We start from the raw sequence: 19,958 nt of genomic DNA, 5'->3' as shown, positions 1-19,958 counted from the left end.
AACGTTTGCTGAAAATCTTTGATTTTCTTGCGCCTTAAACATCATAAAGATTAAAATCTTTGCGCCTTTGCGATTTTCCAACAAAAATTTAAACAACTATTCCAACAAAAAACATCTCTCAATTTGAAAGATGCTTTTTATGCTTATTTTCTTCTTGAATTAATCTTTATTTGAAGATCGGTTTGCCAATAACATATAGGCTAACCCAAGACCAACTCCGGCTAACACAGCCATTTTAGTCTTCTTCGAAGGAACGGGAAACATCGTTTCACCATAAATTCTGTGAGGTTCTGAGGATTGATATAATACGTTTCCGTCATCGGAAGGGGCTTTTTTAACTTTCATCATTAATCGCATTCCGGCAGAAGCAATATTCATGATTGGTTTTGGAAATAATCCGTAGACATTTTTAAGAATTAATGAAACTGCATCCGGAAATAAATCTTTTCTTGGATTTTTTGCCAATTCAACTATTTTTGCTGCGGTATCTCTTGGATCTGCCGCAAAAGGAGGGATTTTAAAATCCAATCCCGAATATTTTGCAGAATGCATATTCCCTGTCGACCGCTGAATCTGTGGATAGAGATTGCAAATATGAACGTTTGGAAAATCTGAAATTTCTCCGTGAAGACATTCCATCATCCCGCGAATTCCAAATTTTGTTGCTGAATATACCGCGCTATACGGAGCAGGCATAAATCCGCCAATTGAAACATTATTAATAAGAATTCCTTCATTCTGTTTCTTGAAAATTGGCAATGCGGAATAGGCGCCGTGCATATATCCAAACAGATTAGTTTTAATTACCTGCTCGTTAAGTTTCATTGGAATTTCCTCAAATTTTCCGCTGGCCATTACTCCGGCATTATTTACCCAGATATCAATTCTTCCGTTAAACTGTAAAGCAGTTTGCGCCAGATTTTCAACCTGTTCGGCTACCGAAACATCTGTAGGCACACCAATGGCTGCCACATCCAAATCTCTGCATAAACTTACGGTTTCGTCTAATGCCTCTTTTCCTCTTGCAGCAACAACAATGTTACATCCTTCCAATGCAAAAGCTTCTGCAACTGCCCGTCCAACGCCACTGCTTCCGCCCGTAATAACTACTGTTTTTCCTCTAAGGCTTTTTTGTACTATATGATCTGATTTCATGTTGTGAATGGTTTTAAAAGTTGTACTTACTTAAAAACAACCTATTATTATGCCATACACCTATAAAATTTTCATTATAATTGATTAATATCTAAATAATTGAAACTTACACTTTAAAATAAAAATCGTGACAATTTGAATCTCAAATAAATATTTCCTCTTTATCTAATTATTTATTATTTTTGATAAAACCCGTTTCTAAAATATTTCTAAAAAAACTGAGCCGAAAAACTCTCATCTTTCAAAATGCAACACCTAGAATTTGAACCTCCTGAACAATTACGAAATAACATACAATGTTTTTGGTATGACAAAAGAGAATTCGGAGAAGTAGAATCTGGTTTTGAAGTAATTCCCGATGGTTATGCAGAAATTATTTTTCATTTCGGAAACGGCTGTAGCATTTCTAATAAAGGAAATATAGAGCCTTTGCCTTCACCATTTATGATAGGACTTCTTAATCAGCCTGTCAATTTTTACTCAAAAAATAGCTTAGAAATTATTGGAATCAGATGTTTCCCGTGGAGTATTTTTGATTTGCTTGAATTATCCTCAGGAAAAGACGGAGTACGAATTTTTGAACATTCAATCGCTCAACTTCAACCCATTTTAGCTCAATATATTCAGAATGGTAGAGTAGATGAAGCAATAGCTCAGGTGGAACAGTATTTCCTGAATACACTACAAATTTCTAACGATACGACACTCTCAAAAGCAGGAAATGCAATGAGAGAAGCGAAAGGTACAATGCCTGTAAACCAGATAGCAACGGAAGCTCATTCAACTGTCCGTACATTGGAAAGAAAATTCAAGCAATCGTCTGGTCATACGGTAAAAGACGTATCGGGTTTGATTCGGTTTGAACAGGTACGAAATCAATTATGGATAGATCCGAAATCTAATCTTGCTTCTTTAGCCATAGAATTGGGATATACCGATCAGGCTCATTTAAGCAGAGAATTCAAGCGATACAGTGGAACGACACCAGCTGTATTTGCTCGGAATGCAAAGAAAGGGAAACGAATAATAAGCAGTGATTTTATCACTTTTAAACCAACTAAAATTTAATAAAAACAAAAAAAATATGGAAGATCAAAATAACAAAACAGAACAATCAAACTCAACCGATACAACCCCAAAAGTAACAGGAATTGGCGGAATTTTCTTTTTCACAGACAATCCAAAGGAAACCAGAGAATGGTATGCAAAAAATTTAGGATTAGACACCAATGACTGGGGTTCAACTTTTGAATCCAGAAATATTAATAATCCAGAAGAAATCAACGCTTTACAATGGAGCCCTTTTAAAAATGGAAGTGAATATTTTGCCCCTTCAAAGAAGGAATTTATGATCAATTACAGAGTTCAGAATATTGAAGGATTGGTTAAAAACCTTAAAGAAAACGGCGTAACTGTAGTTGACGAAATTGTAGCCCATGAATACGGAAAATTTGTACATATTATGGATGCAGACGGCAATAAAATAGAGCTGTGGGAGCCTGCATAATATATCTAAAAAATTAAACTACAAGAGGTTAAAAAACCTTTTCCCTTTTGTGGTTAATAAACAATCTAATGAATAAAAAGACAAAATCAATTCCTGTTAATTCCATGGCTGATGAACGCAGTCCGGGTATTGTTATGGAAAGAGTGTCTTTTGACCATTCAACAATTAATGAAGAGGAAAAACAGTCGCATCGGCATGATCTTCATTCATTTTTCTTGCTTGAAAAAGGTACAGTTTCCATTGAAATTGATTTTCAAAAATATGATATTCAAGAATCATCTGTCATCTACATTCACCCTGATCAGGTACATTACACAACCTCTACCGAAAATATAACTGTCAGCACCTGGGCACTCAACAATGAATTCCTAAATCCTGAATATCTAAAATTGTTGGATGAAATCAGACCTGTAAAACCTTTACTATTAGATCAAGAAACATTTTCCTTAATTTCTGAATCCGTATCACTTTCTTTAAAATATTACGCCCGAAAAAACGAAAAACTCTATCATTCTTTATTAAAAGATAGTTGTAATACGTTGGTGGCGGTGGTTATTTCTCAATATTTAGAACATAATCAACCTTTGGAAAAATTGTCAAGATTTGAAATTGTTACTAAAGCTTTTAAACAAATTTTAGAACAGAAATATATAACTGTAAAACGTCCTGCAAACTATGCTCAAGCCTTAAATATTTCTACACCTTACCTTAATGAGTGCATCAAAAACACCACTGGTTATTCTGTTACACATCACATTCAGCAACGTATTATTTTAGAAGCCAAGCGTTTGCTTTATCATTCAGATCAGTCTGTAAAAGAGATTGCTACAAAATTGGGTTATGACGATTATCCTTATTTTTCAAGGCTTTTTACTAAAGTTGCCGGAATAACTCCTTTAACATTCCGAGACAAAAACCGCGATTAGTCCAATACTTACTTTGTTCTGATATTGCTGTCTCCATTTTTACGATGTTCCTTTGTATCAACAAAAAATCAATACAATGGAATCATTAAAAGAAAAATCAGTCCTCATTTCCGGTGCAAGTATTGCCGGACTTTCAACCGCTTATTGGATGAATAGATTAGGTTATAAAGTAACCGTTATCGAGCTTTCAGATAAACCCCGAATCGCCGGAGCAGCAATTGATATCAAAGGTATGGCTTTCGATATTTCTAAACGAATGGGAATTTTTGAGCAGTTAAAAGCAAGCAGACTGAACGTCGAAAAGATAGAATTTAAAAATGCTGATGATATTTCAGAAGGCTCGATAGTCTTGAATGAAGATCCTGAATCTACCGATGATGAGATCGAAATTGAACGTGATCAGTTTATGAATATTCTATTTGATAAACTAAAAAATGACGTTGAATTTATTTTCAACAACAGCATCACAGCTTTAAATGAAACACAAGAAAAGATAGATGTTAGTTTTAAAGATGGTTCGCAATATTCGTTTGATTTGGTATTGGGTTGCGACGGCATTCATTCTGGAGTGAGAAGAATTTGGTTTGGTGAAGAAACGGAATATTCTCATTTTTTGGGAGCTTATTTTTCAATCACAATCGCCGATAAGCTTTTAATTAAACAAAAAACAATGCAAATGTACAACGTGCCCGACAAGGCTATTACATTGAATGCCTACAACCATAAAACCGATATTATTTTCTGCTTCTTTTCAGAAAAAGAGCTTAATTACGATTACAGAAATGAAGATCAACAAAGAAAAATTATTCTGCAACAGTTTGAAGGACAAAGCTGGAGAACCGCAGAATTATTGGAAGAAGTACAAAATTCCGAATTCTTTTACTTCGATAAATTTTGTCAGATCAAAATGCCATCATGGACAAAAGGTAGGGTAGCGCTGATAGGCGATGCCGGATATTGTGCTTCTCCCGCCGCAGGAATGGGCGGTTCATTATCTATGATTGGAGCTGCAACATTAGCGGATGCTTTGGAAAAATATGACGGTAATTTTACTCTCGCATTTCAAGAATATAATCAAAATTTGAGACCATTTATTGAAGAAGTTCAGGCTACTGCTGCACTAAACATTACAGAAAATTTTATTCCAAGAACGGAAGAAGCTATCCGTCAAAGGAATACGCAAACTATTAGCTTTTAAATTAATCATTTTCCAAAATCATTTTGTCGCATTTATACAATCCTGTCGTAGAAACATTTCAGAATTTTGTATTCATATTAAACGACGCAAAATTATGTTATTAAAGAATAAAAATGTAGCCATTATCGGCGCAGGACCGGCTGGTTTAACCTTAGCAAGATTACTACAACAAGAAGGAATAAATGTAACTGTTTTCGAAAGAGATAAAGACCCAAAAGCCAGAATTTGGGGTGGTACATTAGATCTTCATAAAGGCTCAGGACAGGATGCCATGAAAAAAGCAGGATTACTGGAAATTTATTATGCTAAAGCGATTCCGATGGGAAGAACGGTAGTTGATGAACGGGGCAAAGTTTTATTTATTAAAAATCCGGCACCCGAAAATCAATACGATAATCCTGAAATCAACAGAAATGATTTAAGACAAATATTGCTAGACAGCTTAACACCAAATACTGTGATTTGGGACAGAAAATTCACAGAACTCGAAGAAAATAACGGAAAATGGCTCATCCATTTTGAAAATGAGATGATTGCAACCGCAGATCTTGTGATCGGAGCTAATGGTGGAATGTCCAAAGCCAGAAAGTATGTAACAGATGCAAAAGTAGAGTATACTGGAACTTTCATTATACAGGGCGAAGTTTTTCACCCTGAAATACAATGTCCTGAGTTTTTTCAATTGTGCAATAACAATATATTAATGATGGCAAATAATGGAATTAATTTAGTCGCAAATCCTAATAACAACCGTGCATTAACTTACAATGTAACATTTAGAAAACCTGAAGAGTGGATTCATGAAAATGGTTTAAATTTTCAAAATACAGAAAATATTGCTGAATTTCTATACAATATGCTTCCTCATTGGCAAGAATTTTATCATCAATTATTCCGTTCAACAAACTTTTTTGCAGGATTGCCAACAAGAAAAATTTCAATAGATAAACCTTGGAAAAGCAATCGTCCTTTACCTATAACTTTGATTGGAGATGCAGCCCACGTAATGCCTCCTTTTGCTGGTCAGGGCGCCAATACAGGATTATTGGATGCATTAATTTTATCTGAAAATTTAACCAACGGAAAGTTTGAAACAATAGAATCAGCCATCAACGATTATGAACAGCAAATGAAGATTTATGTGAGCCAAGCACAACTTGACACAAATAAAAATGAAATTGCAATGCATCAATCCGGTTTTTATTTTCAGAAAAGATTTGATTAAATTGTAAAATATAAAAATTAGAAAAAGGCTTGGATTTACGATCTGAGCCTTTCTTCAAAAATTTATTTTTTTATTCCGATGGTTTTTAAAGCTTTAGGCGTTAAAGATATTTCATCTAAAACAGAAAATGCCTCAATATCTTTAAATGTTGAACATTTTAAATCATTCTTGCTAAAAGACAATTCAACGGAATTATTATTTGATTTAATAATCCGAACAACAGAATATCCGTTGTATACCAATTCAAATCCTTCAAAAAGACGGTTTCGTTCTGCGGATTGATATATTCTATGTTCTTCAAAGCCAACAGCATCGCTTTTTTTTCCGTCGTTATGCTCCAGCGTTTTCCATATTGCATAGTTTTTGGGTTCCTTTAGTACATTTCCTTGTGGATCTACCGGAACAAACATTCCAAGAGTTAAAGACTGTTTTAAGAAATTAGCATAATTATTCATCAAGCGTAATGTCTGAAGATCAGCATAACCTTCATTAGAATAATATTCAATAACAAAAGTTGTCATCGGAATCAGCTTGTGAGACGCATCAGTCGGCATAACCTATCATTTTTTTTCGGAAATAAATATAATATTTTTATTTTACATTAAAACTCTTCCGGAAAAATCCCGGATGCATATTTCCAGACCTCCAAAATTTCTTCAAAAGGAATTTCATAAGGCTCATAAAATGTATTATCAGAAGAAACCGTGATAGAACCTGAATTTTTTGCCTTTAATCGTTTGTAGGTAATTCCGTCATTTGAAGTCACAAAAATATAAGAAGTTCCTGATTTTAGATCATTAATTCCTTCCATATATTTCCCAATAATAAATGAACCATCCTTAAACGGCGGCATAGAATCTCCACTGGCAGGGAAAGCTCTGAATTTTCCGTTCTTCAGAAAAGGTAAAGAAATAGTTTCCAGACTTTCAATATATTCAGGATCACTATAACCTCTCAAATAGCCCATAGAAGCTTTTTGCGGAATAATTTCAATACTTTCATTTCCATTCTGATCTACCACAACAGGCAATACAATCCTGTTATCTGGAAGTTTCAGCATATCGTCTAAAGGATATTTTATCAAATCTACAGAAAGTAAAAGATCGATGCTGACATGAAATAATCTTGAAATCCTGATCAATACATCGACAGGAGGTTTTGATCTGGCGTTTTCGTAGGAAATATATCGTGAAGTGGTTATGGTAATTTGCTCAGACAATTCGCGTTGGGTGATTCCTAATTTACCTCGCAAAAGCCTGATGTTATCTGAAAAAATTGACATTATTAAAAATTAGATCCGCGAAAATACAAATTGTTTAAAGGAGAACATCAATTTTAGAGTAAAACCTTCTCCTAAATATTGAAAAATAGGTCTATTTTGCATTATATTCCTCGTTTCTTACTTCTTCCAGCCATAAAGTTGGCCCTTTTTCTCTTCCCGTTATAGCAATTTGAACAAATTCTGAATCTGAACTTGCCCCATGCCAATGAGGAATATTGAGTTTGCATGTAATGACATCTCCTTTTTTAATAATGATTTTTGATTTTCCTTTTTCCTGATAATATCCTTCTCCTTTTAATGCCAAAATAATCTGTCCTGCAGGATGAGAATGCCATTTTGTTCTTGCTCCGGCTTCAAAAGTCACACTGCCAACAGAATTTTGGTTACTGCTGTCTCCTTCAACTAAAGTATTTAACCAAGCTGTTCCTGCGAAATTAGTATTGCTTATTTTTTCACCTTTTGGGAAAATCAATTCTCTTTTATCTGATGTTTCCTTGCAACCGGAAGCCATTAATGTCATAATTACACCGCTTATTACTAGAGTATTTTTCATTTTAAATATTGTTTAAAGAAATCATCTAATTTTTTAATTGAAGTTTTAAGATATTCCGGTCTGTCATACAAATCAACATGCGTTGCTCCCGGAACTATAAATAATTCTTTCGGTTCTTTTGCTTTTTGATAAGCATCTTCACTGAAATATTTTGAGACTGCTTTTTCTCCTGCAATGAATAAAAGAGGACGCGGAGATATGGTTTCAATATTAGAAAAAGAGAAAAAATTCATCATCGGAGCCAAACTTGTAAACGAATAATAGGCTGTAGAATTGGGATGATTTCCTCTTGGAGTATCATAGTAATCAAGGAAATCCAAGGCAAATTTTGGAGTATTGGCATCTACTTTTTCAGGCAATGCACGAATATCTTTTCTTTCTGCTCCTGCAAATTCTTTGGTGCGCTGTTCGCCGATTTCATCCAGAATTTTCATTCTCTGATCATAGGAAGTTGAATTGTTAATGCCTTCACGTCTTGCACGTCCCATATCATACATACTCACGGTTGCTAGAGCTTTAATTCTATGATCAATTGCCGTAGCAGCTACAGAATATCCGCCACTTCCGCAAATCCCCAAAACACCAATACGCTTTTTATCGACCAAGGAGTGATTGCTCAAAAAGTCTATGGCAGCACTAAAGTCTTCAACTTTTATTTCAGGAACTTCAATATAGCGGGGATAACCGCCGCTTTCACCAAGAAATGCAGGATCAAAAGCCAACGTTACATAGCCTAATTCTGCTAATTTCTGAGCATGTAAACCGGCAGTTTGTTCCTTTACACCACCAAACGGAGGGCCGACAACAATGGCAGGATATTTTTTATTGATATCGTAATTTGGCGGATAAAAAACATTGGCAACTACATTGATCTGAATTCTGTTCGGATAAGATACTTTTTGAACTTTCACTCCGTTTTCAGTATCTCTTAACGGATAAATCTTCGTATTTGGAAATTCTGTTTGCTTCTTATTTTCCATGGGAATTTGTGCATTGGAGGTATTTTTGATTGATGTTAATGATAGTATACTGATGAATAAATAAGTTATTTTTTTCATTTTCTATTATTAAAAATTATTGAGATTTTCGGCTATTTAGGACTTCTTTTAATACATTTTTCAACGTTTCAGTCTCTTTTTTAGTTAATTGAAGAGTGTTTACAAATTCATTTAACTGTTCGGGAGTTAACCCTATATTCAAACAAATATTTAAATGGGATTGTAGCATCGGTTCAGCACCACCAATTGTACTGAGTACGGAAATCGTTACCAATTCTCTTTGAGCATAAGTCAAAACATTTCTTTCAAAAATATCGGCAAATAAATGTTCTTTAAGGAAAACATCTATGGTCGGAGCAAATGCCGAATAGCCTGTAAGTGTTTCAGATTCTGGTGTTTTTGTAAGCTGTTCTAATATCTTTTTACCACGTTCATATTTGCTTTCTTCTTGATTAATTGGTAGCGCATTATTTCCAACAATATCATGTATTCCTTTTGATTTTCTTTCATCCAATACTTCCATAAAAGTTTGCAATCCACGAATACAGCGAGGAAACCCGCAATAAGCATATAAATGAATGAGAATTTCTTTCGTTTCATTAATACTCAAACCAGCTTCAAGACCAGTATTCAATTCATTTTTTAATTGTTTTAAATCACCCTTTGCTGTGAAAGAAGAAATTTTAATGATGCTTTTTTCTTTTACACTTAAACTTTGATTATTTTTTACCATTGATTCTGTTTTTAATGATTGACCAAATAATGACGAACAGATTACCATTGCCATAAAAGCGAAAATTGATACATATTTCATAGTTTGATTTTTATTTAATCCAATCCTTTATCTTTCAGCCATTTTGAGGTAAGATCTGCAATTTCAATATTATTTAGATCTGAAAAAGGGAAGTGAGTATTGCCTTTAATTCCAATGGTCGGAAGATGTACTACTGTAGCATCGCCACCGTGTTTATTTACAGTTTCAGCCCATTTTTTTGCAACTTCAAGAAATACTCTCCATTGTTCTTGGCCGGGATTGGTACTTGGTGTATTTGGGATATTATCTCCATAATAAATCACAATCGGGATTTTGGTAAGCTTCATAAAATCTTCCATCGGAATAGTGGGTGGAGTAATGGTTCGTCCAGATAATACGATAGATGTTGGAGCTTCACCTTCAGGAAAAACAAAATCGCCACCCGGTTCGTAAGAAATAACTGCTTTGATATTTGAATTCTTCAAAACACTAAGCCATCCAGGGCCACCACTTTGAGAATGAGTAACCAAAATACTTTTACCAATCTTATCAAATAAAGCGTCAACAGCATTGATATTTAATTTAGCATCATAATTGGCTGTATTTGGAACCATTTGACGATAAAATTGTTCCAACGCTTTTGGATCTTTCGAAAACTGAACATTAGGATAATAATCAGGATACACACCGATACGGAAAATACCAAACCATAACTGTTCATCAGGAACGGCATTTATTGTGGCTGATAGAGTAGATCGTCCTGCATTTCCACGTCTTGGCTGATCTATTAAATACACAGGATAATTTTTTCGTAAGAAAATATTCTGAAAACCTTCTCTGCCATCCGGTGTAGTTTGCCAACATCTTGAGCTTTCGCCATGACCATGCCAGAATACAATAGGATATTTCTTTGCCTTTGCAGGAATTTGATAATAAACTGCCGCATGATCACCGTGCAATGTCTGTCCTGTTGGGTCTGTTCCTGCCGGATTATAAGCGCCTTGCTTTATTGGATCAAAGGTTCCGGGTGTTGTAACAACCGTTCCGCCAATGGCAAAACTTCCTTGGGATTCTATAATTAAAGGATTCTGCTTTTTTAAAGTTTGTGCATTTAACGATAGCAACGAAATTGCAAAGAATGCTGAAATTGTTAAAATTTTATTGAAATACATATTCATATTAAATTTTTATCTGGTTATTTTTCGTTCGCTCAACCATTTTACCATATTTGGGTCTCTATGATCAAAAAATAAACTGGCATTTGTATCTAATGTTTTGATGATTTCCATATCTTCAGCAGAAAGCTCAAAATCAAATATGTCAAAATTCTCCGCCATTCTTTCTTTACGAACGGATTTAGGAATCACAATTATCTCTCGTTGCGTTAACCAACGAAGAATGATCTGGGCAACCGATTTGTTATATTGAATTGCAATTTTCACTAAAATTTCATTCTTGAAAATATCATTTTTTCCTTCTGCAAAAGGTCCCCAAGATTCAATTTGGACATTGTTTTCCTGAAGAAATTTCTGATTTTCTGTTTGTTGATGAAAAGGATGCGTTTCTATCTGATTGATAGCAGGGGTAAAGCCACTATTTACAATCAAGTCTATCATCCTGTCCGGATGAAAATTTGAAACACCAATTGCTCTAACTTTTCCTTCATGATACAATTCCTGCATGGCTCTCCATGAACCGAATATATCACCATAAGGTTGGTGAATTAGGTATAGATCCAAATAATCTAACTGCAATAAATCCAATGATTTTTGGAAGCCGGCTTTTGTTTTTTCATAACCGGTATCTTCAATCCATAGCTTGGTCGTGATAAACAGTTCTTCTCTCGGAACATTGCTATTTTTGATGGCATTTCCTACCGCTTTTTCATTTAAATAAGAGGCTGCGGTATCTATTAAGCGATATCCTGTTTCAATAGCTTCTGAAACTGCTTTTTCACATTCTAAAGGATCTGCTACCTGAAAAACTCCGAAACCTAATATGGGCATTTCTACGCCGTTGTTTAATGTGATTTTTTCCATTTTTAATTAATTATTTAAGTATGTATTATCTGTTAATTGGTTCATTATCATTTATTTTTACAAAATTCAGGATTATAAACACTCAATCTATTAACCCAATTACCGATTGCTTACCAAAATCACTGATTGACCTGAGAGATATAGGTTTACTCGTAGATTATTCAATAAATTTGTCCTGTCAATCAAAATATATAAGAATGGATGATATTGTAAATTTCAAGCGTATAAAAGAGTATAATGATTTCAATAATGTTGAAACGCTGCATCCATTGGTAAGTGTCGTTGACCTCCAACATGCCCATCCAAGACAATTTAGACGGTTACGATATGAATTTTATACCATTTTCTTAAAACAGATAAAATGTGGTGACCTCCGATATGGACTTAATTATTATGATTATGAAGAAGGAACTTTAATATTTCTGGCTCCGAGACAGGTTATTGGTGAAAATAAGGACGAGTATTACCAGCCACAAGGCATTGCATTGGTTTTTCATCCCGACTTAATACACGGAACATCATTAGGCGGAAGAATAGGAGAGTACAGCTTTTTTTCCTATGCCGTAAATGAAGCTTTACATTTATCTGAACAGGAACGAAAAATCATCATGGATTGTCTGGAAAAGATTGAATATGAGCTAAAACATTCTATAGACAAGCACAGTAAGCATTTAATTGTATCAAATATTGAAATGTTTCTTGATTATTGCACAAGATTTTATGACCGACAATTTATGACACGGGATTTTGTAAATCACGGTATTGTAGAGAGATTTGAAGGTCTATTGACAAACTATTTTAGTTCTGATAAACCTTTAGAATTAGGTCTGCCAAATGTAAATTACTGTGCAGAAGAACTTAGATTATCAGCCAATTATTTTGGAGATCTTATCAAAAAAGAAACAGGAAAATCTGCTCAGGAATATATTCAGTTAAAGCTTATCGATATTGCGAAACAGGAAATGTTTGATCTTAATAAATCAATTAGTGAAATTGCGTATGAGTTAGGTTTTAAATATCCTCAGCATTTCACAAGATTATTTAAGCAGAAAACAGGAATGACACCGAATGCTTTTAGAAGCTTGAATTAATAAAAAAATATTCTTTCTTGTACCGACAAAAAGGAAATGATAATTTACAACTTAAGATAATGAAGTCATCTCGATTTTTTCTACTTCCCTTTATTTAACTATTAATATATTTACATTAAAATAGATTATATATTACGTAATTGTAAAATTACTGCGCTTTATTTAGATATAAGTAAAATTTAATATCAAAGTAATAATAAAATAAACCTCTCAAAAATGAGAGGTTTATTAGTTTTAATCATAAGAAGTTAAGTTACTTTACGGTATATAATAATTGAAAAACAATTATTTATTTTTTTATAAGTTTTTTTATAGTAATGCCCTCTTTTGTTTTAATGTGAACAAAATACACTCCAGGTATAAAACTTTTTGTATCAATAGGTTTATCCGGAGATAAATATTCTGAAATTAATTTTCCTGAAGCAGTATAAAGACTCACTTGGGTCACTGAACTTTTACTGTCAACAAAAAAATGTTCAGTAGCTGGATTAGGATAAATATTTATTTGATCTTTTACTGTTGTAGAAATTTCAGAAACATCTAAAATACCTGCATTTAGTTTTACTAACCATAAATCAGCAACTTCGTAAGGATTGCCAACCACATCTCCATCCCCATTACGAGAAGCCGTAGTACCAAAAGCCATAAAGCCTCCATCAGTAGCTTCAACGATTCCCATTCCCCTGTCTATTTTAGAACCTCCTAAAGCTCTTTGCCATTCTCGGACACCACTGTTATTAATTTTTAAAACCCACATATCACCCGGGATTCCAATATGGTAACCCGTCACATCTATCCCATTACCATAGGTAATACCTGTCAATATATATCCACCATCCGAGGTCTGTCTAATCTCTTCAGGTACATCAGAACCACTGCCACCATAGGTCTTTTGCCATTGCATATTCCCATTAGCGTCTAATTTAACAACCCAAAAATCAGTATTTCCATTGTTTTGTGTAATATCTCCTCCATACGCTTGTACATTACCAGCGACAATGTATCCTCCATCCGTGGTTTTTACAAGAGAGGTTGCAAAATCTTCCGCGGGCCCCCCATAATATTTGCTCCACATCATATTTCCTGAAAAATCAATTTTAAATACCCAATAATCAGAATAAAAAACCCCACTACCATTTAAGTGATAATTAGCATTTAAAAGATCCCCATCTACGGATGCGGAGTTTCCAGCGATAACAAACCCGTTATTATCAGCCACTACAGAAGAAGCATAATCATAACGCGCACCACCATAATTTTTTACCCACTGAAGATTTCCCTGTTTGTCATAAAATGCAGCAAAAGCATCAGTTCCACCTTTATTTGCGGGTATATTTTCATTGGATGAATAAGAATAACCTACCATTAAAAATCCTTGCGGAGTTTCAACAACAGAGGAAACGTAATCTTCTGAAGTCCCACCAAAATGATGTTGCCATTGAAGATTACCGGAAGCATCAAGCTTTACAATCCAAGCATCTTTAACATTTAAATTTCCATAATGACCAGTAAGATCTCCATTATTAGAGTTAGTATCTGCTACAAAAATGTAACCTCCATCACTTGTTGATTTTACTAATCTTGCCACATCTGTTCCTGTACCACCGAAACATTTTTTCCATTGTATATTTCCTACACTGTTGGTTTTAACTACCCAAACATCATAAAGACTTCCATGTAGCCCCGTTACATCGCGATCGGAAGATCTCGTTGTTCCCAACAATATATAACCTCCATCAGGAGTATTATCTATAGCGGTACCAGAATCATCGTAGCTTCCACCATAGTTCTTTTGCCATTCAATAGGAACTGTTTGTGCTGAAATACTCTGTGTAAATAAGATAAAAGCAAATAATAAAAATGCTCCATATTTCTTCATAATTATTAATTTTGAGCAAATATAAATATTATAATTTTGATTAATATACTATAATAATCGAAATAGATTTGAGCTAATAACTAGAATTAATAAGATTTTTTTTAAAACTAAATTAATCCTAAATTATAAAGTTGTATCCTTATTTAAGTTGATGATAAATCATGAGCCATAAAAACAGATTTATAAATCGTCAGCAAAAAGTGTTGTTTTTTCCTTTTAAGGTTGAAAGAAAGATGATTTACTTATATTTGCCCCGCAAAGCAAATTCAAATGTTCAAAAAAGTAAGCACTGCATTTATTCTTGGCTTTTATACGGTTTTTTGTTCGGCCCAACAGGTTCGACCTTCAAAATCATCTGAAATTTACCGCGAACTCAAAACCCTAAAACACCTACCTAAAGTTTTATACCTCGCAGCTCATCCAGATGATGAAAATACAGGACTGCTCTCCTTGTTAATCAACGATCAAAATGTAGAAACGGGCTATTTGTCTTTAACCAGAGGTGATGGTGGTCAGAATCTATTAGGGACAGAACAAGGTGCTGTATAAATACGAACAAGCTAAAGATGCTTTACGTGTTAATGTAAAAACAAAAGCTTTACCAGCAAAACAGGAAACTTTAGTTTATAAAGTAAATAATAATGGATTCACAATGGATTGGGATAAAATCTCAGTTCCTGTAGAGATAAAATAATTTAAATACAAAAAATTAAAATCCCGTTAATTCGGGATTTTTTTTGTTTAGATACAAGCTCTTAATTAGAGAGAGAGATCTATTTGAATTATTTTGACGAATGTTGAAGTTATATGCATTAAAACTTCTACTATAAAACAAAAATGATAGGGTAGCTCTAAGTTTTTATTGAGCTTCCCACCAATACAAACTTGAGCCTCTCACAAACTAATTTCATCGCTAATTCGTTCAATTTTGCTCTATAACTTTTAAATATAGAAAATATGAGCAAAAGAATTTTAATTACAGGAGCTGCAAGTGGATTTGGAAAAATTGCTGCTTTTGATTTAGCTAAAAAAGGACACAAAGTAATTGCTACGGCACAAGTTTATCCACAAATGAGCGACTTGATAAGAGAAGCCAAAGAACAAGGAGTAGAATTGACCGTCGATAAATTGGATGTAACGAACACAACAGACATTGCTTATATCACTCAAAAATACGACATCGATATTTTAATCAGCAACGCAGGAATAATGGAAGGCGGTCCAATTGCGGAGCAGCCTTTAGATTTAATCCGTTCGATGTTTGATGTAAATGTCTTTGGCGGATTGCAGTTGGCTCAAGGTTTTATCAAAAAATTTATTGACGAAAAAAGACCAGGAAAAATTGTTTTCACAACTTCTATGGGCGAATTATGGACGGTTCCTTATGTTGCCGCTTATTGTGCATCTAAACACGCAATGGGTTCAATTGCGGAAGGTCTGAAAACAGAATTAGCACCTTTCAATATCAAAATTGCAACTTGTAATCCGGGCATTTTTGGAACTGGTTTTAACGATCGGGGAGTTGATACCATCAACCGTTGGTACAATCCTGAAACCAATTTCACACCTTCATCGGCATTCGACGGTACTGCTGAAGCTTTGGCAAATCAATTAGACCCACAATCAATGGCAGAATGTATTGTTGATGTGGCTTTGAATGAAAATTCAAATTTCAGAAATGTACATCCAAAAGAAACCGAAGATTTTGTAAAACAATTACAAGCAGATGCCTGGACGGCAAAAAGCTAAAAAAATTCAGAAAGTACGGTTCAAAAAACTGTGCTTTCTTTTTTATCATTAATTAAATTTAAAAAGGATGAACATAAACTATAACGAAGCAGCAAAAGCATTGAATGCTTCAATTGAAAAAGCCAAAACTTTAAATATTCCCGTTAGTATTGCTGTGGTAGATACAGGCGGACATTTGGTTGCATTTGCAAGATTAGACAGCGTCTTTGGCGTGATAGAATTCGCCTTAAAAAAAGCCAGAACTGCAGTAATGTTTGGCGTAGATAGCGACGTAATGGGAACAATTGTTTCTGAAGCAGACATTCACGGCTACGGAATGTTGAATTCAAACGACGGATTATTGACCATTGCTGGTGGAGTTGTTATTAAAAACAAAGAAGGCAAAATCATCGGAGCTATTGCATCTTCGGGCGGTTCACCAGAACAAGATAAGGAAATTACGAGTGCAGGAGCGGTTTTACTCAATTAAATTTTAAGATATTTGTAGTATGGAAGCAAAGCGTGAAATCATTTTCGATAAGTTGGTCTATTCCTGTGTTTTTGAAAAGCACAGAGGAAATGAAGAATTTATTCCCGAGCATTTTTTAGGATTTCAACTATCGGGTGAAACACACGCTTTTCACGCAAATGGAAATACTGTAATTCCTGAAAATACCATCGTATTAGTTCGTAAAAACCAATTAATAAGAACAATTAAATATCCCGCAAAATCAGGAAAATACCAGTTTTTGTCGATCACGTTGGACAAGGAAACCTTGCAACAATATGCTTTAGAAAACAAAATCGTTATTGATAAAAAATATGCTGGCAAGCAAAAATTGTTTTTTGAACCCGATGATTTTTTGCAAAATTATTTCAGTTCATTAGTTCCTTACATCAATAAGACCAAAGAAGCAACTTCACGTTTGGCAGATTTAAAAATCAGGGAAGCGATAGAATTATTACTCCAAAGCAACCCTGATTTTAAACAAATTTTGTTCGATTTTTCCGAACCTTACAAAATAGATTTGGAAGAGTTTATGAACCAAAATTATATGTTCAATATTTCGGTATCATCTTTCGCAAAGCTTACTGGGAGGAGTCTTTCAGGATTTAAACGTGATTTTACCAAAACATTTAATGCTACGCCAAAACAATGGTTACTTGCAAAACGTTTGGAAGAAGCACATTATTTAATCAAGCACAAAAAACAAAAGCCCGCCGAATTTTATTTGGATTTAGGTTTTGAAAATCTATCTCATTTTTATGCATCGTTCAAAGAAAAATTTGGTTTAACCACATCACAAATTTAAAATAGGGATTTCATACAACATTACAAAGAAAAACAAAAGCCGATATTTCTAAAAGACTGTGAATGATCTTTAGAAACTTCAAGTGTAAAAAATAAGCTAATCAATATATTATAGATACAATTTATAGTTGAATAAAAACTGTCGATATATTCAATTTAACATAATATTAATTATAGGACTTTTATATTTTTCCGAAAAAGAAGAGTACACCTACTATATTCCAACCAGAAAACGGCAAAATTATCTTTAGATGATTTTCAGCCATTTACCCACTATTAATGCACTTAGATAGCATAATACCTGACTTAAATTAAGTGCTTTATTTGAGTACTATTTTAATTCCGCTCCATTAATCATTAAAAATCAGCATTTTATAAAAATAAATTTGCGTAGTCAAATAACTCCACATATATTTGTAGTCAAATAACTACATAATGAATTTAAGACGAGATGTTTTTCAGGCCATAGCCGATCCTACAAGAAGATCAATTCTTATGTTGGTTGCCACGCAATCTATGACTGCCGGTGCTATTGCTTCAAATTTTGATACAGCCAGACCTACTGTTTCAAAACATTTGCAGATCCTTACAGAATGTGAATTATTAACACAGGAACAAAATGGCCGCGAAATGATCTATCATCTTAATCCAAATAAAATGAAAGAAATTGCCAATTTTATTGAACCTTTCCGTCAAATGTGGGATGAAAAATTCAATAAGTTAGAAAGCGTAATGAAAGCCTATCAACAGAAAAAATAGAAAATATGGAACTAAAAACGAAAATTCAAGCCGAAGACAACAAACAGGAAATCCTTATTACAAGGAAGTTTGATTTACCTTTAGAATTATTATTCAAAGCTTATACAGAAGCCGAATTGGTTGAACAATGGATGGGAACAAAAGTTTTAAAGCTTGAAAATCAACAACATGGCGGATATCAGTTTGAAACATCAAATCCTCAAGGCGATGTCGTTTTCCGTGCCAATGGAACAATTCACGAATTTGTTCAAAATCAAAAGATTACAAGAACTTTCCAAATGGAAAACACTCCTTTTCCCGTTCAGCTAGAATTTTTAGAATTTGAAAAATTAACGGAAAATACAAGCAAAATAGTAATTAAAACTATTTACAAATCAGTCGATTACAGAGATCAAATCCTTAAGCTTCCATTTGCACAAGGATTAAATATGGCTCATAATCGCCTGCAGGAAATTTTTTCTAAGGAAGCTTAAAAGCTAGCCATTAAAATTAATGATTGACAAATATTACTCATTACCAATTACTTATCACTCATAAATTATGAATCCTAAAGTTGATTTCTTCTTTGATAATGCCAAACAATGGCAGAAAGAATTTGAAAAATTAAGAACAATTGCTCTGGACACAGGCCTTGAGGAAGATCTAAAATGGGGATGTCCGTGTTATACCTATCATGGTAAAAATATTTTTTTGATCCACGGATTTAAAGAATATTGCGCACTCCTATTTTTCAAAGGTGCTTTGATGAATGATTCAGACAATATTTTAATCCAACAATCTGAAAATGTGCAGGCTGTAAGACAAATTCGATTTACGGAATTAAAAGAAATTGTTGATTTAGAGAAAATCATTAAAAACTATATGTTTGAAGCTCTTGAAGTAGAAAAATCAGGCATAAAAGTAGAAATGAAAGAAACCAAACAGTTTGAAATGGTTGAAGAATTTCAAAAAAAATTAGTGGAAAATTCAGCCTTAAAAGAAGCTTTTGAAGCATTAACTCCTGGAAGACAAAGAGCTTATCTACTCTACTTTTCATCTGCAAAACAAACGAAAACCCGCGAGTCAAGGATTAAAAAATGTATTCCTGATATCCTTATCGGAAAAGGTATAAATGATTAATTACTAAATAATTATAAAAATGGAAACACAAAATAAATCACAAAAAAGGAACAAGATTATCTACTGGGTTTTCACTCTTTGGATGTCTTTGGGAATGGTTTCAACAGCCATTGTTCAACTGATGAAAAATAAGGATGAAGTAGAAAATTTCACAAAACTAGGTTACCCAATTTACTTGATGTCCATCATCGGAATCTGGAAAATATTGGGAGTTATTATTGCATTAATCCCGAAATATCCATTATTAAAAGAATGGGCGTATGCCGGATTTTTCTTCGCTATGTCCGGAGCTTTGGTTTCTCATATTCTTGTCGGAGATCCTATTGGAAGGACTTTTCCGCCATTATTGCTTCTTATTATTACTTGTATTTCTTGGTATTTCCGACCATCAGACAGAAAATTTATTTAATTATTTTTGAATACATTTAAACTT

At 33.8% G+C, this 19,958-nt stretch carries 24 protein-coding genes; 15 read left to right on the top strand and 9 right to left on the bottom strand.

Translation table 11 applies throughout. The features are described from left to right. Positions 1-159 precede the first annotated feature (159 nt). The gene (locus tag AC1Q7L_RS02675; protein ID WP_492305541.1) at positions 160-1,155 is read right to left on the bottom strand and encodes an SDR family oxidoreductase; all 996 of its coding nucleotides are present in this window, start codon (positions 1,153-1,155) and stop codon (positions 160-162) included. A gap of 246 nt (positions 1,156-1,401) precedes the next feature. On the opposite strand from AC1Q7L_RS02675, the gene AC1Q7L_RS02670 reads away from it, so the two are divergent. The 5 genes from AC1Q7L_RS02670 (at position 1,402) to AC1Q7L_RS02650 (ending at position 6,011) form a co-directional block, all read left to right on the top strand. Beyond that, positions 1,402-2,223, top strand: coding sequence for a helix-turn-helix domain-containing protein (locus tag AC1Q7L_RS02670; RefSeq protein ID WP_492305542.1), 822 nt, complete (start codon positions 1,402-1,404; stop codon positions 2,221-2,223). A gap of 16 nt (positions 2,224-2,239) precedes the next feature. Then, entirely contained in the window at positions 2,240-2,662 is a 423-nt protein-coding gene (locus AC1Q7L_RS02665) for a VOC family protein (RefSeq protein WP_492305543.1), read from the top strand. A 68-nt stretch (positions 2,663-2,730) separates the two neighbouring features. Continuing rightward, the gene (locus tag AC1Q7L_RS02660; RefSeq protein ID WP_492305544.1) at positions 2,731-3,588 is read left to right on the top strand and encodes a helix-turn-helix transcriptional regulator; all 858 of its coding nucleotides are present in this window, start codon (positions 2,731-2,733) and stop codon (positions 3,586-3,588) included. A gap of 76 nt (positions 3,589-3,664) precedes the next feature. Next, positions 3,665-4,786 (top strand): FAD-dependent monooxygenase, encoded by a 1,122-nt coding sequence (locus tag AC1Q7L_RS02655; RefSeq protein ID WP_492305545.1) that lies wholly within the window; start codon positions 3,665-3,667, stop codon positions 4,784-4,786. A 94-nt stretch (positions 4,787-4,880) separates the two neighbouring features. Next, positions 4,881-6,011 carry an FAD-dependent oxidoreductase gene (locus AC1Q7L_RS02650; protein WP_492305546.1) on the top strand — a complete coding sequence of 377 codons (1,131 nt, stop codon included), beginning with the start codon at positions 4,881-4,883 and terminating at the stop codon, positions 6,009-6,011. A 62-nt stretch (positions 6,012-6,073) separates the two neighbouring features. Here AC1Q7L_RS02650 and AC1Q7L_RS02645 read toward each other — a convergent pair whose 3' ends face one another. The 7 genes from AC1Q7L_RS02645 to AC1Q7L_RS02615 all read right to left on the bottom strand — a co-directional run bounded on the left by AC1Q7L_RS02645 (position 6,074) and on the right by AC1Q7L_RS02615 (position 11,637). After that, on the bottom strand, positions 6,074-6,565 hold the full coding sequence (locus tag AC1Q7L_RS02645; protein ID WP_492305547.1) for a hypothetical protein: 492 nt from the start codon (positions 6,563-6,565) through the stop codon (positions 6,074-6,076). Between the two features lie 47 nt (positions 6,566-6,612). After that, positions 6,613-7,293: an XRE family transcriptional regulator gene (locus AC1Q7L_RS02640; protein ID WP_410690593.1), complete on the bottom strand. Its 681-nt coding sequence runs from the start codon at positions 7,291-7,293 to the stop codon at positions 6,613-6,615. A gap of 91 nt (positions 7,294-7,384) precedes the next feature. Further along, on the bottom strand, positions 7,385-7,846 hold the full coding sequence (locus AC1Q7L_RS02635) for a cupin domain-containing protein (RefSeq protein ID WP_492305548.1): 462 nt from the start codon (positions 7,844-7,846) through the stop codon (positions 7,385-7,387). Continuing rightward, positions 7,843-8,904, bottom strand: coding sequence for an alpha/beta hydrolase (locus AC1Q7L_RS02630; RefSeq protein ID WP_492305549.1), 1,062 nt, complete (start codon positions 8,902-8,904; stop codon positions 7,843-7,845). Before AC1Q7L_RS02630 ends, AC1Q7L_RS02635 begins: the two co-directional genes overlap by 4 nt. Before the next feature lie 16 nt (positions 8,905-8,920). Beyond that, positions 8,921-9,658 (bottom strand): carboxymuconolactone decarboxylase family protein, encoded by a 738-nt coding sequence (locus AC1Q7L_RS02625; protein WP_492305550.1) that lies wholly within the window; start codon positions 9,656-9,658, stop codon positions 8,921-8,923. Positions 9,659-9,672: 14 nt separating this feature from the next. Next, positions 9,673-10,770: an alpha/beta hydrolase gene (locus tag AC1Q7L_RS02620; RefSeq protein ID WP_492305551.1), complete on the bottom strand. Its 1,098-nt coding sequence runs from the start codon at positions 10,768-10,770 to the stop codon at positions 9,673-9,675. A gap of 15 nt (positions 10,771-10,785) precedes the next feature. Beyond that, on the bottom strand, positions 10,786-11,637 hold the full coding sequence (locus tag AC1Q7L_RS02615; protein ID WP_492305552.1) for an aldo/keto reductase: 852 nt from the start codon (positions 11,635-11,637) through the stop codon (positions 10,786-10,788). A 197-nt stretch (positions 11,638-11,834) separates the two neighbouring features. Here AC1Q7L_RS02615 and AC1Q7L_RS02610 point away from each other — a divergent pair, with 197 nt between their 5' ends. Then, complete coding sequence (locus tag AC1Q7L_RS02610; protein WP_492305553.1) at positions 11,835-12,728, top strand: helix-turn-helix domain-containing protein; 894 nt, start codon at positions 11,835-11,837, stop codon at positions 12,726-12,728. Between the two features lie 289 nt (positions 12,729-13,017). On the opposite strand, the gene AC1Q7L_RS02605 is transcribed toward AC1Q7L_RS02610, so the two are convergent. Beyond that, positions 13,018-14,607, bottom strand: a complete 1,590-nt coding sequence (locus AC1Q7L_RS02605; RefSeq protein ID WP_492305554.1) for a T9SS type A sorting domain-containing protein — start codon at positions 14,605-14,607, stop codon at positions 13,018-13,020. Between the two features lie 270 nt (positions 14,608-14,877). Between AC1Q7L_RS02605 and AC1Q7L_RS02600 the strand changes: the two genes are divergently transcribed. The 9 genes from AC1Q7L_RS02600 (at position 14,878) to AC1Q7L_RS02560 (ending at position 19,934) form a co-directional block, all read left to right on the top strand. Next, entirely contained in the window at positions 14,878-15,156 is a 279-nt protein-coding gene (locus AC1Q7L_RS02600; RefSeq protein ID WP_492305555.1) for a hypothetical protein, read from the top strand. Then, entirely contained in the window at positions 15,146-15,301 is a 156-nt protein-coding gene (locus tag AC1Q7L_RS02595) for a DUF2911 domain-containing protein (protein WP_492305556.1), read from the top strand. The genes AC1Q7L_RS02600 and AC1Q7L_RS02595 overlap by 11 nt, the downstream gene beginning before the upstream one ends. A gap of 263 nt (positions 15,302-15,564) precedes the next feature. Continuing rightward, positions 15,565-16,356, top strand: coding sequence for an SDR family oxidoreductase (locus tag AC1Q7L_RS02590; RefSeq protein WP_492305557.1), 792 nt, complete (start codon positions 15,565-15,567; stop codon positions 16,354-16,356). A gap of 67 nt (positions 16,357-16,423) precedes the next feature. Next, positions 16,424-16,825, top strand: a complete 402-nt coding sequence (locus AC1Q7L_RS02585) for a GlcG/HbpS family heme-binding protein (RefSeq protein ID WP_492305558.1) — start codon at positions 16,424-16,426, stop codon at positions 16,823-16,825. 19 nt (positions 16,826-16,844) lie between these two features. Further along, entirely contained in the window at positions 16,845-17,648 is an 804-nt protein-coding gene (locus AC1Q7L_RS02580) for a helix-turn-helix domain-containing protein (protein ID WP_492305559.1), read from the top strand. Between the two features lie 434 nt (positions 17,649-18,082). Then, a complete protein-coding gene (locus tag AC1Q7L_RS02575; protein ID WP_492305560.1) occupies positions 18,083-18,406 on the top strand; it encodes an ArsR/SmtB family transcription factor in 324 nt (107 codons plus the stop codon). A 5-nt stretch (positions 18,407-18,411) separates the two neighbouring features. Beyond that, a complete protein-coding gene (locus tag AC1Q7L_RS02570) occupies positions 18,412-18,879 on the top strand; it encodes an SRPBCC family protein (protein WP_492305561.1) in 468 nt (155 codons plus the stop codon). A 67-nt stretch (positions 18,880-18,946) separates the two neighbouring features. Further along, entirely contained in the window at positions 18,947-19,525 is a 579-nt protein-coding gene (locus tag AC1Q7L_RS02565; protein ID WP_492305562.1) for a YdeI/OmpD-associated family protein, read from the top strand. A gap of 19 nt (positions 19,526-19,544) precedes the next feature. Beyond that, entirely contained in the window at positions 19,545-19,934 is a 390-nt protein-coding gene (locus AC1Q7L_RS02560) for a DoxX family protein (RefSeq protein WP_492305563.1), read from the top strand. Positions 19,935-19,958 lie beyond the last annotated feature (24 nt).

Source organism: Chryseobacterium sp. GW823-FHT05E08 (assembly GCF_058795655.1).
This window is presented reverse-complemented; position numbering and strand designations above follow the sequence as displayed.

What these genes read in the sequence shown, in the direction of transcription:
- AC1Q7L_RS02635 (WP_492305548.1), bottom strand. Translation starts at nt 7,846, where the DNA reads ATGAAAAATACTCTAGTAATAAGCGGTGTAATTATGACATTAATGGCT.
- AC1Q7L_RS02650 (WP_492305546.1), top strand. Translation starts at nt 4,881, where the DNA reads ATGTTATTAAAGAATAAAAATGTAGCCATTATCGGCGCAGGACCGGCT.
- AC1Q7L_RS02590 (WP_492305557.1), top strand. Translation starts at nt 15,565, where the DNA reads ATGAGCAAAAGAATTTTAATTACAGGAGCTGCAAGTGGATTTGGAAAA.
- AC1Q7L_RS02630 (WP_492305549.1), bottom strand. Translation starts at nt 8,904, where the DNA reads ATGAAAAAAATAACTTATTTATTCATCAGTATACTATCATTAACATCA.
- AC1Q7L_RS02615 (WP_492305552.1), bottom strand. Translation starts at nt 11,637, where the DNA reads ATGGAAAAAATCACATTAAACAACGGCGTAGAAATGCCCATATTAGGT.
- AC1Q7L_RS02620 (WP_492305551.1), bottom strand. Translation starts at nt 10,770, where the DNA reads ATGTATTTCAATAAAATTTTAACAATTTCAGCATTCTTTGCAATTTCG.
- AC1Q7L_RS02645 (WP_492305547.1), bottom strand. Translation starts at nt 6,565, where the DNA reads ATGCCGACTGATGCGTCTCACAAGCTGATTCCGATGACAACTTTTGTT.
- AC1Q7L_RS02640 (WP_410690593.1), bottom strand. Translation starts at nt 7,293, where the DNA reads ATGTCAATTTTTTCAGATAACATCAGGCTTTTGCGAGGTAAATTAGGA.
- AC1Q7L_RS02560 (WP_492305563.1), top strand. Translation starts at nt 19,545, where the DNA reads ATGGAAACACAAAATAAATCACAAAAAAGGAACAAGATTATCTACTGG.
- AC1Q7L_RS02665 (WP_492305543.1), top strand. Translation starts at nt 2,240, where the DNA reads ATGGAAGATCAAAATAACAAAACAGAACAATCAAACTCAACCGATACA.
- AC1Q7L_RS02660 (WP_492305544.1), top strand. Translation starts at nt 2,731, where the DNA reads ATGAATAAAAAGACAAAATCAATTCCTGTTAATTCCATGGCTGATGAA.
- AC1Q7L_RS02655 (WP_492305545.1), top strand. Translation starts at nt 3,665, where the DNA reads ATGGAATCATTAAAAGAAAAATCAGTCCTCATTTCCGGTGCAAGTATT.
- AC1Q7L_RS02675 (WP_492305541.1), bottom strand. Translation starts at nt 1,155, where the DNA reads ATGAAATCAGATCATATAGTACAAAAAAGCCTTAGAGGAAAAACAGTA.
- AC1Q7L_RS02580 (WP_492305559.1), top strand. Translation starts at nt 16,845, where the DNA reads ATGGAAGCAAAGCGTGAAATCATTTTCGATAAGTTGGTCTATTCCTGT.
- AC1Q7L_RS02625 (WP_492305550.1), bottom strand. Translation starts at nt 9,658, where the DNA reads ATGAAATATGTATCAATTTTCGCTTTTATGGCAATGGTAATCTGTTCG.
- AC1Q7L_RS02585 (WP_492305558.1), top strand. Translation starts at nt 16,424, where the DNA reads ATGAACATAAACTATAACGAAGCAGCAAAAGCATTGAATGCTTCAATT.
- AC1Q7L_RS02575 (WP_492305560.1), top strand. Translation starts at nt 18,083, where the DNA reads ATGAATTTAAGACGAGATGTTTTTCAGGCCATAGCCGATCCTACAAGA.
- AC1Q7L_RS02610 (WP_492305553.1), top strand. Translation starts at nt 11,835, where the DNA reads ATGGATGATATTGTAAATTTCAAGCGTATAAAAGAGTATAATGATTTC.
- AC1Q7L_RS02570 (WP_492305561.1), top strand. Translation starts at nt 18,412, where the DNA reads ATGGAACTAAAAACGAAAATTCAAGCCGAAGACAACAAACAGGAAATC.
- AC1Q7L_RS02600 (WP_492305555.1), top strand. Translation starts at nt 14,878, where the DNA reads ATGTTCAAAAAAGTAAGCACTGCATTTATTCTTGGCTTTTATACGGTT.
- AC1Q7L_RS02670 (WP_492305542.1), top strand. Translation starts at nt 1,402, where the DNA reads ATGCAACACCTAGAATTTGAACCTCCTGAACAATTACGAAATAACATA.
- AC1Q7L_RS02565 (WP_492305562.1), top strand. Translation starts at nt 18,947, where the DNA reads ATGAATCCTAAAGTTGATTTCTTCTTTGATAATGCCAAACAATGGCAG.
- AC1Q7L_RS02605 (WP_492305554.1), bottom strand. Translation starts at nt 14,607, where the DNA reads ATGAAGAAATATGGAGCATTTTTATTATTTGCTTTTATCTTATTTACA.